This is a genomic window from Sphingomonas morindae, from assembly GCF_023822065.1.
Taxonomy (GTDB): Bacteria; Pseudomonadota; Alphaproteobacteria; order Sphingomonadales; family Sphingomonadaceae; genus Solisphingomonas; species Solisphingomonas morindae.
Window position 1 is genome coordinate 616,969 of record NZ_CP084930.1, and the last position, 13,769, is coordinate 630,737.

At 64.9% G+C, this 13,769-nt stretch carries 14 protein-coding genes; 5 read left to right on the plus strand and 9 right to left on the minus strand.

Annotated features, from left to right (window positions below):
• The first annotated feature begins 142 nt into the window (after window positions 1–142).
• Window positions 143–1,282 (plus strand): ROK family transcriptional regulator, encoded by a 1,140-nt coding sequence (locus LHA26_RS03005; RefSeq protein ID WP_252167275.1) that lies wholly within the window; start codon window positions 143–145, stop codon window positions 1,280–1,282.
• Here LHA26_RS03005 and LHA26_RS03010 read toward each other — a convergent pair.
• Both LHA26_RS03010 and LHA26_RS03015 read right to left on the minus strand, forming a co-directional pair.
• Entirely contained in the window at window positions 1,276–2,349 is a 1,074-nt protein-coding gene (locus tag LHA26_RS03010; RefSeq protein ID WP_252167276.1) for a Ca2+-dependent phosphoinositide-specific phospholipase C, read from the minus strand. The genes LHA26_RS03005 and LHA26_RS03010 overlap by 7 nt on opposite strands.
• 144 nt (window positions 2,350–2,493) lie before the next feature.
• The gene (locus tag LHA26_RS03015; protein ID WP_252167277.1) at window positions 2,494–3,396 is read right to left on the minus strand and encodes a LysR family transcriptional regulator; all 903 of its coding nucleotides are present in this window, start codon (window positions 3,394–3,396) and stop codon (window positions 2,494–2,496) included.
• A 98-nt stretch (window positions 3,397–3,494) separates the two neighbouring features.
• Between LHA26_RS03015 and LHA26_RS03020 the strand changes: the two genes are divergently transcribed.
• The 3 genes from LHA26_RS03020 to LHA26_RS03030 are packed head-to-tail and all read left to right on the plus strand — an operon-like array spanning window position 3,495 to window position 5,639.
• Window positions 3,495–3,851, plus strand: coding sequence for a carboxymuconolactone decarboxylase family protein (locus LHA26_RS03020; RefSeq protein ID WP_252167278.1), 357 nt, complete (start codon window positions 3,495–3,497; stop codon window positions 3,849–3,851).
• The gene (locus tag LHA26_RS03025; RefSeq protein ID WP_252167279.1) at window positions 3,838–4,854 is read left to right on the plus strand and encodes an aldo/keto reductase; all 1,017 of its coding nucleotides are present in this window, start codon (window positions 3,838–3,840) and stop codon (window positions 4,852–4,854) included. Before LHA26_RS03020 ends, LHA26_RS03025 begins: the two co-directional genes overlap by 14 nt.
• 29 nt (window positions 4,855–4,883) lie before the next feature.
• Window positions 4,884–5,639, plus strand: coding sequence for an SDR family NAD(P)-dependent oxidoreductase (locus tag LHA26_RS03030; RefSeq protein WP_252167280.1), 756 nt, complete (start codon window positions 4,884–4,886; stop codon window positions 5,637–5,639).
• A gap of 233 nt (window positions 5,640–5,872) precedes the next feature.
• Here the strand turns inward: LHA26_RS03030 and LHA26_RS03035 are convergent, their stop codons facing one another.
• From LHA26_RS03035 to LHA26_RS03055, 5 genes are all read right to left on the minus strand, one after another.
• A complete protein-coding gene (locus tag LHA26_RS03035; RefSeq protein WP_252167281.1) occupies window positions 5,873–6,328 on the minus strand; it encodes an SMI1/KNR4 family protein in 456 nt (151 codons plus the stop codon).
• A 2-nt stretch (window positions 6,329–6,330) separates the two neighbouring features.
• Window positions 6,331–6,624 (minus strand): HNH endonuclease, encoded by a 294-nt coding sequence (locus tag LHA26_RS03040; protein ID WP_252167282.1) that lies wholly within the window; start codon window positions 6,622–6,624, stop codon window positions 6,331–6,333.
• Window positions 6,625–6,852: 228 nt separating this feature from the next.
• Window positions 6,853–7,077 carry a hypothetical protein gene (locus tag LHA26_RS03045; RefSeq protein ID WP_252167283.1) on the minus strand — a complete coding sequence of 75 codons (225 nt, stop codon included), beginning with the start codon at window positions 7,075–7,077 and terminating at the stop codon, window positions 6,853–6,855.
• A 54-nt stretch (window positions 7,078–7,131) separates the two neighbouring features.
• Window positions 7,132–7,587 (minus strand): SMI1/KNR4 family protein, encoded by a 456-nt coding sequence (locus LHA26_RS03050; protein WP_252167284.1) that lies wholly within the window; start codon window positions 7,585–7,587, stop codon window positions 7,132–7,134.
• 1 nt (window position 7,588) lies between these two features.
• Window positions 7,589–8,629: an HNH endonuclease gene (locus tag LHA26_RS03055; RefSeq protein ID WP_252167285.1), complete on the minus strand. Its 1,041-nt coding sequence runs from the start codon at window positions 8,627–8,629 to the stop codon at window positions 7,589–7,591.
• Between the two features lie 33 nt (window positions 8,630–8,662).
• On the opposite strand from LHA26_RS03055, the gene LHA26_RS03060 reads away from it, so the two are divergent.
• On the plus strand, window positions 8,663–9,310 hold the full coding sequence (locus LHA26_RS03060) for a hypothetical protein (protein ID WP_252167286.1): 648 nt from the start codon (window positions 8,663–8,665) through the stop codon (window positions 9,308–9,310).
• Between the two features lie 182 nt (window positions 9,311–9,492).
• On the opposite strand, the gene LHA26_RS03065 is transcribed toward LHA26_RS03060, so the two are convergent.
• Window positions 9,493–10,311: a hypothetical protein gene (locus tag LHA26_RS03065; RefSeq protein ID WP_252167287.1), complete on the minus strand. Its 819-nt coding sequence runs from the start codon at window positions 10,309–10,311 to the stop codon at window positions 9,493–9,495.
• Window positions 10,311–13,541, minus strand: coding sequence for a hemagglutinin repeat-containing protein (locus LHA26_RS03070; RefSeq protein WP_302898063.1), 3,231 nt, complete (start codon window positions 13,539–13,541; stop codon window positions 10,311–10,313). The genes LHA26_RS03065 and LHA26_RS03070 overlap by 1 nt, the downstream gene beginning before the upstream one ends.
• Between the last annotated feature and the right edge of the window lie 228 nt (window positions 13,542–13,769).

Genomic DNA, 13,769 nt, shown 5'->3' on the forward strand with positions numbered 1-13,769 from the left:
GGCGAGCCGAAACAAACTCATCATTTCCCCCCATCGATCCCCATCGAAGGCCCCCGCCTACCCATCGACTGCGACCTTTTAATTACATGATGAGTTTAATTCGCCCTTGGCATGGGGTGTGAAGTCCGCTTAGAATCGGCGCATGACGCTCCTTTTGTCCGCAAGCGAACGACGGATCTTCGACTTGGTGTGGCGCCAGGGCCCGATCGCGCGCACCGACCTCGTCGCGCTTTCGGGCATGGCCGGACCCTCGGTCACCCGGCTGGTGCGCAGCCTCGCGGACCGGAACCTGCTCGAGGAACGGGTCAACCGCACCGGCGCGCGCGGTCAGCCCACGCGGCCGGTGTCGATCCGCCCCGAGGGCGGACGCGCGCTCGGCATCTACTTCTCCCACCATCATGTCGAGATGGGGATGGTCGATCTGGGTGGCCGGCTGATCAATCATGACAGCCGGCCGATCGTCGATGCGTCGCCCGCCTCGCTCGCCCGACTGACCAACGACTTTCTGTCCGACATGAAGAGCATGGCGGATGGGCCCTTGCTCGGCATCGGCCTCGCGGTGCCGGGCGACTTCATCGATGGCGCGCGGCGGCTAAATGCCCACGCTTTCTTCCCTGCGCTGGCGCGGCAGGACGCGCTCGCCGACTATGCCGCCAATGTCGGCGAGCCGGTCTCGGTCGAGAATGACGCCGCCAGCGCGGCGTTAGGCGAGCGCCTGGTCGGCGTCGCGCAGACGATCGACTCCTTCCTGTTCGTCCATATCGGCCATGGAGTCGGTGGCGGCATTTTCATGAACGGCCGGCTGGTCCGCGGCGCGCGCGGCAATGCCGGCATGCTCGGCATCCAGTTCCCCAATGATCGTCCTCGTCCCTCTGGGCAGGATCTGTTCGCGACGCTTTCCGCGGCCGGAATAGCGGCGGATGACTTTGTTGACCTGGAGGCGCTCGACCTGAACTCCTGTCCAGTGTTGCGCGGGTGGATTCGCCGCGCCGGCGCCCAGTTGCGCGCGCAATTGTCGATCACCGCGCGGCTGCTCGACCCTGACGCGGTGGTGATAGGCGGCCGCTTGCCGCTTCCGCTGCTCCAGGCGCTGACCGTCGAAGTAGGCGGTGCGGGCTTTTGCGACGAAGGCGTCGGGCTGCCAATTCCGCGGGTGCTTTGCTCGGCGCTCGGCCGGCGAGCGGGCGTCGTCGGGGCGGCGGCGCTCCCGATCGTTCGGACGCTGCTCGATTGGCGCGAGGATGAGGCGCTTCCCGGTCTGCCCGCCACGTCTCACTATTGATCCGGGACGCGCCGGACATAGCCGCCCCCGGCAAAGCGGACCCGATAGCGCGAGAAGCGACGATCCGGGTCGGGATAGTCGGTGGCGATGAAGGTGGCCCCGCTCGCGAAGGCGGCGTCCCGCCGGCGCGGATCATTGGCGCGCGCCTCCTCGGTGTCCGCATCGGCCCGGGTATAGACCAGCATATGGCCGCGGCGCGCCTGCGCGATGCGCGGGTCGAACGGATCCGGCAGGATCGCGATCCGGGCATGGCCATCTAGGGTCAGCGGCGCGCCTTGCCGCGGGCGACGCGCGGTGAACAGGAGGTCATCCCCCTCGCGCTCCGTCTGGCGCCGGTAGCTCGCCGCGGCGGCCTCTGAATCCAGCAACATGACCATGACCTTGCCGCGCAGCGCGCGCATCGAGGGCCAGGGCTGATCTGCGTTGATCGGCCATAGCAGCCGATCACGACCCAATGCGTGGACAATTTCCTGCTTCAGCCGTCGCCAGCCGTCGTCGCACAGCGCGACGCACCGCACGTCCTCGGCAGGCTTCACCTCGATCATCAGAGTGATGAGCATATGATCGGGGTGACGATCGGACCAGCGGGCTATCTCCCGGAGGCACGCCGAAAAGCGCAAACACGATGTCTGCGGATCGTAAGCGGCCTTGTGGAAGGTTTTGAAGCCCCCACGGAACCGATCGCCCGCCGGGTCCCAGGCGCGTACCGCCGCCGCACCGTGCCCGCCCAACGCCAGGCTAAAGGGAGGCTCTACGAAGCGCTTGCCCATCGGATCGTCATGCACATCCAGCTCGAGCCCGCGAATGCCCTGATCCAACTGGGCGGACAGAGCGGCACGGGAATACTCAACCGCCCGCGCCAGCGCCGGCCCCGTCCATCTGCCGCCCTCCGCAAAGCCCGATGCCCGCAGATACTGGAGCAGCGCGCGGCCCGGCGCACGATGATAGCTGTTGTGGGTGGTCACGAACTGCACCTCGTCGAGAGGAACATCCTCCAGATCCGGCGCGCCCATGGCCGCGGCGGCGGCCGCGACAAGCGCCATCCCGAGCGTGAACGCGATCTCCATGCCCCCCCCTCCTGCACATTGGCAACTCGCCTTAGACCAAAACGGAGAAACTTAATAGCGCTAGGGGCGAGCGATCGTCGCTTCGCGCGTCATCGCGACGGAAGCGATCTTTTTATGCGTTGCGCCCTTGCCCCGGGGCGCCGCTCACCCGCGCTGGCTGCTATAGCGCAGCGCCTCGATCAGCACGGACAGGGCCGGCGAACGCTGGCGCCGGCTCGGATAGTAGAGATAATAGCCCGGAAAGGGCGGGCACCAGTCCGCCAGGACGCGCACCAGACGCCCCTCGGCCATGTCGTCGCGGACATATTCCTCGGGCAGATAGGCGATGCCGGCCGCATCGCGCGCGGCCTGGCGGGCGAGGACGATGTCGTTGACGATCAGCTGCCCCGCGACCCGCACGGTGAGCGCGCGGCCATGCCGCTCGAATTCCCACGCATAGAGGCCGCCATGCGTCGGGAAGCGGAGGTTGATGCAGGCATGGGCCGCCAGCGCGTGCGGCGTCGCGGGCGGTTCGCGCCCGGCGAAATAGGCGGGCGACGCGACGGCGGCCATGCGCATATCGGGTCCGATCCGCACGGCGATCATGTCCTGCGCGATCGTCTCGCCGAGCCGCACGCCGGCGTCGAACCGCGCGGCGACGATGTCGACAAAGCCCGCGTCGATGGCGAGTTCGACTTCGATGTCGGGATAATCTGGCAGCAAGCGCGCGAGCGCCGGCCAGAGGATCGTCTGCGCGGCGTCGATCCCCGTGGTGATGCGGATCATTCCCGCAGGCTTGTCCCTGAGCGTGCGCAGCGTCGCGAGCTCGGCGTCAATCCCGTCGAGGTGCGGCCCGATCGCCTCCAGCAGCCGCTCGCCCGCATGCGTCGGCGCCACGCTGCGGGTGGTGCGCGTGAGCAGGCGGACGCCCAGCCGCTCCTCCAGCCCGCGCATCGCGTGGCTGAGCGCGGAGGGCGAGACGCCGAGCTGCGCCGCCGCGCGCGTGAAGCTGCGCTCGCGCACGATGGCGCGCAGCGCGACGAGATCGTTGATCGGCTGGCGCGGCATTGTTGAGCACATCTCACAGCTGCATGCGGGATTATTGGGGTAATCGCCAAAGGCGGCCGTGCCTAGATGGAGGCGACCAAAGGAAAGGAAGGCGAGCCGTGACCGAGATTCCGATGCGCGCGCCCTGGGGCGATATCGCGCCCAGGCTGACCGAGATCACCGACACGCTGCTGTTCGACGAGATCTGGCGGCGTCCGGGCCTGTCCCCGCGCGATCGCAGCCTGATCACGGTGGCGGCGCTGATTGCGCTCTACCGGACGAACGAACTGCCCTTCCATCTCGGCAAGGCGATCGAGAATGGCGTCAGCCGCGACGCGCTGGTCGAGGTCATCACCCATCTCGCCTTCTATTCGGGCTGGCCGACGGCAAGCACCGCCATCGCCATCGCCCGCGACGTCTTCGCCCAGGCCGAACAGGCCCATTCGAGCAAGGAGAACCCCCATGCAGATGCGTGAACTCGGCCGCAGCGGCCTTACTGTATCGGCCCTCGGCCTTGGCTGCATGGGCATCAGCTTCGGCTACGCCGCCAAGCTGTCGCGCGCGGAGGGCGTCGCGCTGATCCGCGCGGCGGTCGATCGCGGCGTGACCTTCTTCGATACCGCCGAAGTCTATGGCCCGTTCGAGAATGAGGAGGTGGTGGGCGAGGCGCTCCGCCCCGTGCGCGACCGCGTCGTGATCGCGACCAAGTTCGGCTTCGCCATCGATCCCGCGACGGGCGCCACTCTCGGCGGCGTGACGAGCCGGCCCGACCATATCCGCCGCGCCGTCGACGGATCGCTCGCGCGGCTCGGCATCGAGACGATCGATCTTCTCTACCAGCACCGCGTCGATCCGCAGGTGCCGATCGAGGATGTCGCCGGCACGGTGCGCGATCTCATCGCCGCCGGCAAGGTGCGGCATTTCGGCCTGTCCGAGCCGGGCGTCGCCACCTTGCGCCGCGCCCATGCCGTGCAGCCGGTGGCGGCGGTGCAGAACGAATATTCGCTGTGGTGGCGCGAGCCCGAGAGCAATGGCGTGCTCGCCGCGTGCGACGCGCTCGGCATCGGCTTCGTGCCCTACAGCCCGCTCGGCAAAGGCTTTCTGACGGGTGCGCTGACCAAGGTCGATGCCGGCGATTTCCGCGCCAGCGTACCGCGCTTCGCGCCGGCCGCGATGGCGAAGAACCAGGCCTTTGTGGACCTGCTCAAGCGCGTGGCCGAGGCCCGGGGCGCGACCCCGGCGCAGGTGGCGCTGGCATGGCTGCTCGCCCGGCGGCCCTATATCGTGCCCATTCCCGGCACCACCAAGCTCCACCGGCTGGAGGAGAATCTCGCCGCCGCCGAGGTGCGGCTGAGCGACGCCGAGCGCTCCGAGATCGACACCGCCGCGGCGGGGCTGCAGGCCGAAGGCGACCGCTACGCCCCGCAGCAGATGGCGATGGTGGGGCGCGACGCGCCGCCGCCCGGCGCGAACGCCTGACCCGCCCCGCCAGCAGAAGGAGGTACAGCATGGCCCGACCCGACCGTTTCACCGACAAGATCGTCTTCGTCACCGGCGCCGCGAGCGGGATCGGCCGGGCGGCGGCGATCGCCTTCGCCGCCGAGGGCGCGCGCCTCGCCATTCTCGACCGCAGCGCGGAGGCGCTGGACGCGACCGCCGAGGCGGTGCGATCCGCCGGCGGCGACGTGCTGACGATCGCCTGCGACGTGTCGCTGCCCGATCGGGTGGAGGCAGCGGTGGCGCGCACCGTGGCGCGGTTCGGCCGGCTCGACATCGCCTTCAACAATGCCGGTGTCGAGAACCAGGCCGCGCCGGTGCATGAGATCGCGCTCGCCGAATGGGATCGCATCCTCGGCATCAATCTGCGCGGCACCTTCCTCTGCATGCAGCACGAGCTGGCGCAGATGGTCGCCCAGGGCGGCGGCGTGGTGATCAACACCGCTTCGGGGGCGGGCATTCGCGGCGTGGCGGGCGGCGCCGCCTATGCCGCCTCCAAGCACGCCATCATCGGCCTGACCCGCTCCGCCGCGCTCGATTATGCCAAGCAGAACATCCGCGTGAACGCAGTGCTGCCCGGCAATATCGAAACCCCAATGATGGACCGCTTCACCGGTGGCGACATCCAGAAGGCGATCGATCTCGAGCCGGTCGGCCGGCTCGGCACGCCGGCCGAGATTGCGGAGGCGGTGCTGTGGATGGCGTCCGACCTGGGCGGCTTCGTCACCGGCGCGGCGACGGTGATCGATGGCGGCTGGTCGCTCTAGGCGGCGCGGAGGAGCCGGGGCGGCCGATGCTGAGACGGGCGGGGCGGCCGTTGCCGCCGCGGCCGGTGGCTGGCCGCCTCGCTAAGCGCAGCGCGTGGCAGCGGCGCAAAGTCGCCCTCGATCGCGCGAGAGGGAGCATGAACGTAGGACTCGATTGCCAGGCGGCTTAGCTCAAGGCTCCAATGTCGGCGAGCGGTCATCTCATTATTTTCAAACTCCGCCGATCATGATCGTCAGTCTTCCCACTCAAACAGTCCCGCGAGAAACTCATCGAAGTTCCGCGCCACATCGACGATGCGCATCTGATCTCCATGGGGCCCTTCCTCAGAGTCGTCGTGTATCAAGAGTTTCACATGATTCTCAGGAGGGTCACCTTCGGGAACAAAGGCAAGATAATCTCCCGCTCCAGTCACACCAAACACCATGTACTTTTCGAGGTATACAAATTCTATGTCCTGAAACTTATCGATTATATCACTGACCGGCCATTCACCATATCCACAAAAGCCAAATGATAAACAGTCCTCTTTTCCGTCGATGACGAACTTAAACGTATCCTTGGTAAATTGCGCTCCGTTGTATTTCTCCATCAGCGCGACATAGAACTCAGGAAGTGAGATGCCGCGTTCTTGGCCGAAAGCTATAATGGCGTTTCTATCCATCGGGCCATGGTGGAAGATCATGTCCATTGTCATCTGCCAATGCCAAGAGAGACCGAGTTGATGTGAGGGACTTTCGCGTGCAGCTCCAGCGGGACAAGCTGCAAATTCGCAGGCGCGGATTGGGCGTTGGTATGCCAGGCAAAACCTGGGATCCTGCACTTCCCCAGTTCGATGGCTTTCAGCTGATCTTTTGTGAATTGGGACTTATCGACCGCGCCGCTCTTGATTGCGGCTCGTAGATCCCGGGTCGCCTGCCTCATCTTTCCTTCAAGGGCGATTACGCACTTCACCTTATTTCTGCGTTTGGAGAAAATGCCGAACATCATTACCCCCTAGCGTCATGAGGCGTCTTGGCCAAAGCAGCCGCGCCGGCAACAGGATCATTATATGTCAGTCAAACAGCCTGCCCGCCGCTCGTGCCGGTGATTACTTAAACGCCTTGCGCGAGATCGGATTTTATTCGCTGCCGGGGGCAGGCGGTAAGGCGTCGAGGCGACTTTCAAACTGCTGATGCGGCCGTCACGCGGACACGCGCACCCAAAGGGCCCCGCCTAGGCACTGAGATGATCCAGCAGCGCCCCGACGCCCGATTTGCGCAGCGCATAGTCGGTTTCCCGATCCATGGCATAGGACAAAGTTCGGCCGCCGGTCCCTTGAAGCCAGCACTGCGAACCGCACTGCGCAATGGCAACCACAGCGACGGGGTCAAATCCACGCCCCTCTGCCTGGGCTAAGAATTCACCCCAGGCCAGGCCGGCGTGCGCTTCGACCAGCACGTGGAGTGCCAGGGAGCCTCGGCTCTTAGTTGCGAGCTTCGCCGACCATGATTTTCAGTCATCCACCTCAATCAGACCTGCAAGAAATTCATCGAAGTTCCGCGCCACATCGACGATGCGCATCTGATCTCCATGGGGCCCTTCTTCATAATCATCGTGTATTATGAGTTTTACGTGATTTTCAGGAGGGTTCCCTTCTGGAACAAACGCCAGGTAATCTCCCGCGCCGGTCAGGCCAAATATCATATACTTTTCGAGAAAGAGATATTCCATATTTTGGTATTTTTCTATACGGTCTAAGACTGGCCACCCACCGAATCCACAGAATCTGAATGATAGCCAGTCTTCTATGTCTGCCGTGGTATACTTGAAGCTGTCTTTCTCAAGCTGGGCGCCATTATGTTTTTCCATTAAACCTACATAGGATTCTGGAAGTGAAACACCATGCTTATTTCCGAACTCTATAATTTTGATTTTGTCAAATGGTCCATAGTCGTAGATCGTATCCATATCACTTGCCCTCTTGAAGAGATACTGTGCCAATGTGGGCCACTTTGTTGTGCAGTTCAGTCGGGACAAGCTGCATGTTTGCAGGCGCGGATTGGGCGTTATGATGCCATGTGAAACCTGGAATACTTGCCTTCCCCGCTTCGATACTTCTTAGCTGATCTTGTGTGAATTGTGACTTGTCGACTGCCCCACTCCTGATTGCGGCCCGTAGATCCCTGGTCGCCTGCCTCATCTGTCCACTAGGAGAAAGGCCACGATCCAATCTCGTAATAAATTTGGCGACGCTGTCGAATATCGGTAAGCCTCTCACATCATAAGGAATGTGGGCCGAAATTGGCCCGCCGGCAACAGGATCATCATATGTCACTCGAACGGCCCGTCCACCGTTCGCGTCGGTGATCACTTCAACACCTTCCGCGAGATCGGAATTTACCCGCTGCCGGGGGGCAGGCGGTACGGTGGTGGACGTGACATTCTCGGCACCATATTTCTCTTCAAGCGCGGCTCGGAACGCCTTCGAATCATATGGCCCCGTGTTCCTGTCTTCAACGATGACGCGGTCGGTGGCCGCCTTGTCATGGGGGATGCCCGTGCCGTCGCCGGTCCGAGGTTCGCCGACCGCTCCCCGCAGAATCGCCTTGCCGCGGGTGACACCCGCCGCGCCGATCGCGGCAAGCTTTTTCGCCACGCCGATGTTGAGCAGCGTGCCCGCCGCCGTCAGGAGATTCGTCCCCTCCTCATAGTTTCCGCTCGCCCTTGCTTCCCGCGCATTGCGCTCATAGCTGGCCGATGAGAGCGCGCTGACGCCAAGAAGGCCGAGCGTTTTGAATGCCTCCTGCGCCGTCTCGCTCTGCTGGATGCCCGTCTCGACCGCTTTGTCGATGAAGTAGCCGCCTACGGCCGTAACCGGACCGCCCAGCAGCGCGCTGAGGCCGAAGCTTGCCGCCTCGCGTGCGGACGCCGGTAGCGTGTTGATCAGCCTACCCGCGCTCGCGAGAAGGACGACGGTCCGGTCTCCGAGCGTCGGGGCCGAACCGGTCACCGTCAGGCTGCCGGGCTGCGACGCCTCGCTGGGATGGGAACCATCCGTCTGGGCCGGCGGCGCTTTCTCGTTCCGCACCGCCGCCGGATCGCCGCGCTTCTCACGATAGGCCGCCGTCAACACACCGACGTCGCGCAGGATCTTCCGGCCCCCGGCGGTCTCGAACTGCGCCGCGAACGCCGCCGCCGCCGCCTCTCCATACCGCGTCCGGACATCGGCGATCGCGTCTTGCAGCCGCAGCGCGCCGATCTCGTCGGGGCTTCGGCCCAGGAAGCGGGGATCGGTGGCGATCGTGCGCGCTTCAATCTCGTTGGCGCGCTGGTCTCCGACAAGGACGCGGTTCGCCGCCCCCAGAAGCGTGTCGAGCGCGCCGCTATCGGCCTTGTGTCCTTGACGGCGTCGATCTCCGCCAGCACGGACTTCGCCACGCCAAGCGGATCGCGCGCCAGCGCCTGGCCGCCCTGGAGGATCACGCTGGCGGAGGCGTCTCCCCGCGCCAGGGCTCTGATCTCGCGGATCGCGCCGGGGTCGATGGTGACGTTGAAGCCGGTCTCCTCGTCCCGCGTGACGAGGTTTGCCTTGGTCACGTCGCGGTTGATCTGGTCGAGCGGCGTGTTGCCGCTGCTCGAGCCCAGGCCGATCGTGCCCGCCCCGATCGTTCCCGCCTGGGTCGCCGCATAGCGGCGGCTCGCAAACGACCCGTTCAGGCTTCCGGGCGTCACGCCCGCCTTGGACTGCCCGGCGATGGCGGGCGCACCGCCCGGAAACTGGATCGTCGCCGAGACACTCAGGGCGGCGCTGGTGCTGCCGAGGCTGGTGTCGCCTGCCGCTTCAACCGGCGAACCCTGATCAGCTGCGCGATACTAGACGAACGCTGGGCGGGAAACGTCGGGCATGTCGTCATAGGCGTGGAGGATGCACCGGAGCGGATCCGCCTCTCCCCGAAGTTGGTGATAGACGATCTTGAGCCACGTAGCCGCAAGCATATATTGACCGCCACCGAGCCATGTTTCCTGGAGGTTGGCGCGCAGCATCTTGCGCCCCGCCGCAAACAGCTCGTCCTCGTCGAAATTTTGGACGCACGTATAATGGCGGCACAGCGCGTAGCCGAATTCGCGAGGTTTGAGCGTGCCGCCCAGCTTTATCGGCCCGGATTTACCCGTCCACCGCTCGTACATGTCGATGCCGGCCATGTAGATTTCGCTCTCGGGCCCGTATTCGTACTTGGCATGCGGACCCGCTCCAACCGTGAAGGCCATATAATCGTCCAGACCGTCGCGAACGATCTCGTTGGTGGGCCAGGGGCGCTCAGGGAAGCGCCAACGCGCTTCCTCGAAGCAGCGGGTCAAGTCCCACTCATAGCTGTCATCCTCTCCGGTGAGCATCCAATGGCCTATGGCCTTCGCCCAGTGCAAGGTCGTGCTGTGCCCGTTGGGATCAGGGCCGAAGCGGTTGACCTCGCCATTCGCCAGAGCTTTGTCGATCCAGTCGAGCGAGCGCGGCAGCACCGGCGCGATCTCGGCATGTAGTCCTACAAGCCAAGCGGAGATAACACCTTCAATAGAGTGGCAGGCGTGGTTTCCCATGGATCTATTTTCATTATAGGTTTGGTTTAGTTCATATGAAAGCTTGTTTTGTAAGTAGTACTCTTTCTTCCGAACTGGATCAAATATCATTCCCATTATATTTCTCCAGGTACACACGGCCTACCTCGGCACAGCCTCACCGATACTGAGTTTCTCAGGCTGCCAGAACCGGGTGTATTTGTAATTAAATTGCGCTCCAGAAGATTCTTTGACGCCACTTCTTTAATGTTGTTCGGCAGACTTGACCTCTCGATTTTTTCCTGAGCATCCCTGACGGCCCTAGCGAGCGCGTTCGACCCTGGCGTGAAAGTATCACTGGATTTTATCATGCCCGAAGCGCTACGCCACTTGCTGTCCCACAGAGTTACCATACCCGTTGTCACGTCCACTGAAATCACGTCCGCGCCTTGTGTACCGATCTTGGCACCATAGCTGATTACCTGCTGGTTGGGTAGCGCTGCAATCGTGTTGGCAAGTTCCAATTCTGCCTTAAATCCATTTAAATGCGAATTTGCCAAGTTAGACTTCGAACTGTCGACCAACTTCGGAACATAGTCATAGCCCGCTTCCGGAGGAGGCAGCCTAGGATCGAGTTCGATGCCATTGAAAATCCGAACCGGCGGCACGCCGGCTCCGGCAGCCGAGCCGGCGCGGCCCGCGCCCCTCTCGCCCAGCCCGATCTCCGCTAATGCGGGTTTGCCGATCCCGTCGGTTGCGAGCGTAATCACCGCGTTGGCACCGAGTATAGCGGTGGCACCACCGCAGGCGCGCGAGGCGCTGTTGCCCCCCAGCGTGCAGCTATCGAAGAAATCCACGACCTGCCTTGCCACAGCCGAAAGCATGGCATTCGTTCCCTCGCCAGCAGCTCGCAGGGCGGCAGACGAGCGTGCTCGGTACGCATCCACCTCGGCCTGACTTGGCACGTAGAGAGAGGACTCCGCCCAGCGAGGCGGAGCGATGTCGGCCAGGAATTGAAGCAATGCCGATCCCGCGGCTGTCGCGGCCCCACCCACCGCGTCGGCGCGGGTTGCCAGCCTGTTCAGGGCCGCCTTATAGGCCGCCTGACCTTCCGGCGTCTGATAATAGGCGTTCCACTGACCGGTAGCCGGATCAGTTACGCGACCGAGCGTGCCGAGATCGGCGAGGAACTGTGCCGCTGGCTTGGCGGCGTCGGAAACGCCTGCTGCGAAGTCCAATCCATTAGCGTGCGCCTGAACTTGCCCGAAATACAGGGCACGAAGGATGGCGGGGTCTGCAAGCGCCTTCAGAACAGTTCCGAAGGCTCGGCCCGGAGCGTTGCTCGTGCGGGCCGACGCCATGTCGGACCGTACGATTGCCTTGGCGCTCTCCGTCAGCCCCTCATAATTGCGCTTGAAAGCAACAAGTTCGGCAAGTTCCGTAGTGCTGAGCGTGGACAAGGCCGCTTGCTTGCGCGCGTCGCCGGCTGACAAATAGTCGAGTTCGGCCTTCTTCGCACTTTCCTGCCGAACGTGTGCCACCGCCGCCGCCTCGGTCGGCTTCGGCGATTTGGGATCAGTGATGTTGGCGATAACGGCGGCATAATACCACCGCATCGCCGCCACGATCTCCTCGTCGCTTGCGCCGGACGACCGCGCGGCGAATGCCCGCCAGCGCTCCTGCTCGGCCTTGGTGCCATTTTTCCAGGCGCCGAAGGGATGCGCGCCGGCACAGGTCTGTTCGCCCAGGGTGCAGATCGTGACGGGACCGCCGGGGCCTCTGGCGGTTTCGACCGAATTGTTCTGCGTCTCGATCTGGGCCGAGAGCGTTCCCGCCTGCGTATCAAGCCCGGCGGCCGCGGCAATGGCGGCCACCAACGTGGCGACGAAATTGCCGCGTGCCTGTTGCTCCTCCTGCGTATAGGTGGGTACCGGGTCGCCGGCGGCGTTCACAGCACGACTTTCGTCCGTCTTCTTCGGGTCCAGAGAGACAAGAAGGTCGTTGACGACGACGCTTGCCGCCGCGCCCAGCGCCCCGCTGGTGCAATCGCCCGAACCGCCGGCGGCGCTGCCCGCGCAGCCGACCAGGCCCTGCAGCGCGGCGCGCGCGCCTTCGCTGTGCAGCGCATCGGCCAGCGCCTTGACCTTGGTCGTCGCCAGCCCCTGCAGCACATTGACCGCCGCCGCCTGCACCAGCCCGCCTAGCGACCCGGTGACGTCAGCGCCGGCGGCGCCGTTGATCGCGGTGAGCACGAGTCGTCCCGCACCCCCCGCACCCCAGAGTGCATAGGGATTGGACTTCGGATCTCCTCCGGGATGGGTTTTGGTCCATCGGTCGGCCTTGGCCGCCTGGGTGCTCAGAAACGCACTCGTCTCCACCACCAGCGTCTGCGCGGCCTGGAAGCCGTTCGCGACCTCCTCCCGCTTGGCCTCGTCGAACTGCTGGCGGAGCGCGCCGGCATTGGCGCCCGCGGTGTCGCGGCGGAGTGTTTCGACGCGCGCGGTGCTGGCGGGGTCGCTCGTGCTGATCGTGATCGTGGCCGGCGCGATCGCCGACTGGGTGGTGCCCGACTGAGCCCGGCCCGCGCCGAAGGCCATGGGCGGGGCGGCGGTCAGCGTGCCGAGGCGGCCCAGCCGCACCCCCGGCAGCCGCGTCGCGCCCTGCGGCGTCGCCCGGCCGCCGCGGTCCGCGCCGATCCCGCCGATCCCGCCGCCCAGCGCGATCTGCTGCGCGTCCCAGCTCTCGCGGTTCTGAATGTCTGCCGCGTGCAGCGTGCCTGTGACGAGGCTGTTCTTCGCTGCGTCCGCCGTGCTGGCGATCACCGCGCCGGTGAGGCTCGTGTCGCCGCGCACCCGGATCGCGAAACCGCCGTCGCCGGCGTACAGACCCGCCTGCTCGGCGACGCTGGCGAAATCGCCCTGTTGCCGGCCGCTGGAGACATTGCCCGACAAAGACACCTGCCCCGTGCCAAGCGCGACGCTCGCGCCCAGCGAGGCGCTGCGCGCGTGCGAGGCATAGCGGCTGCTGTCCTGCCGGCTGGCGATTGCCAGGCTGCCCGCCTCCACCACCAGCCGGTCGCCCGAGACGAGCGCGCCGTCCAGCCCCAGCGCGCCCGGCGTCGTCAGCGTCGCGGTGCCGCCGGCGCGCAGCACGCTCTCCTGGTTGGTGATCCGGGTGCCGGCATAATGGCTGTTCGACGAGGAGACGCCCACCGAGATCGTCGGCGCCACCGCCGCGGGCTTGCCCTTGTCCAGCCCCAGCTGCGCCGTGAGCCCGAGCGTGAACCCGCTGCTCCTGGCGTCGCCGCTCTGGCGGTTCGCTTCGTACGCCGCCACCAGCGTGATCGCGCCATTCGCCGCGAGCGTCAGGTCGCGCGCCGCACCTGGCTGCCGCTGCCGCGGCCGCTCGTCAGCGTGCGCGCCAGATCCTTCTCGGCCTCAGTCGCGTCCTACCGCACGAGAGCAAGTCTCTCCGACATCGAAGACGCAAACTCGGCACTCTAGTCGATTACCAACCGATACATAACGACATTGCTCGTCTTCTTGTCGACGCCACCGGCTGATTTTTACCAAGCTTCCGTTTCGAGATCGCAGTCT

What these genes read in the sequence shown, in the direction of transcription:
- LHA26_RS03035 (WP_252167281.1), bottom strand. Translation starts at nt 6,328, where the DNA reads ATGGACATGATCTTCCACCATGGCCCGATGGATAGAAACGCCATTATA.
- LHA26_RS03010 (WP_252167276.1), bottom strand. Translation starts at nt 2,349, where the DNA reads ATGGAGATCGCGTTCACGCTCGGGATGGCGCTTGTCGCGGCCGCCGCC.
- LHA26_RS03040 (WP_252167282.1), bottom strand. Translation starts at nt 6,624, where the DNA reads ATGTTCGGCATTTTCTCCAAACGCAGAAATAAGGTGAAGTGCGTAATC.
- LHA26_RS03065 (WP_252167287.1), bottom strand. Translation starts at nt 10,311, where the DNA reads ATGGGAATGATATTTGATCCAGTTCGGAAGAAAGAGTACTACTTACAA.
- LHA26_RS03025 (WP_252167279.1), top strand. Translation starts at nt 3,838, where the DNA reads ATGCAGATGCGTGAACTCGGCCGCAGCGGCCTTACTGTATCGGCCCTC.
- LHA26_RS03015 (WP_252167277.1), bottom strand. Translation starts at nt 3,396, where the DNA reads ATGCCGCGCCAGCCGATCAACGATCTCGTCGCGCTGCGCGCCATCGTG.
- LHA26_RS03030 (WP_252167280.1), top strand. Translation starts at nt 4,884, where the DNA reads ATGGCCCGACCCGACCGTTTCACCGACAAGATCGTCTTCGTCACCGGC.
- LHA26_RS03050 (WP_252167284.1), bottom strand. Translation starts at nt 7,587, where the DNA reads ATGGATACGATCTACGACTATGGACCATTTGACAAAATCAAAATTATA.
- LHA26_RS03005 (WP_252167275.1), top strand. Translation starts at nt 143, where the DNA reads ATGACGCTCCTTTTGTCCGCAAGCGAACGACGGATCTTCGACTTGGTG.
- LHA26_RS03060 (WP_252167286.1), top strand. Translation starts at nt 8,663, where the DNA reads ATGGGAACCATCCGTCTGGGCCGGCGGCGCTTTCTCGTTCCGCACCGC.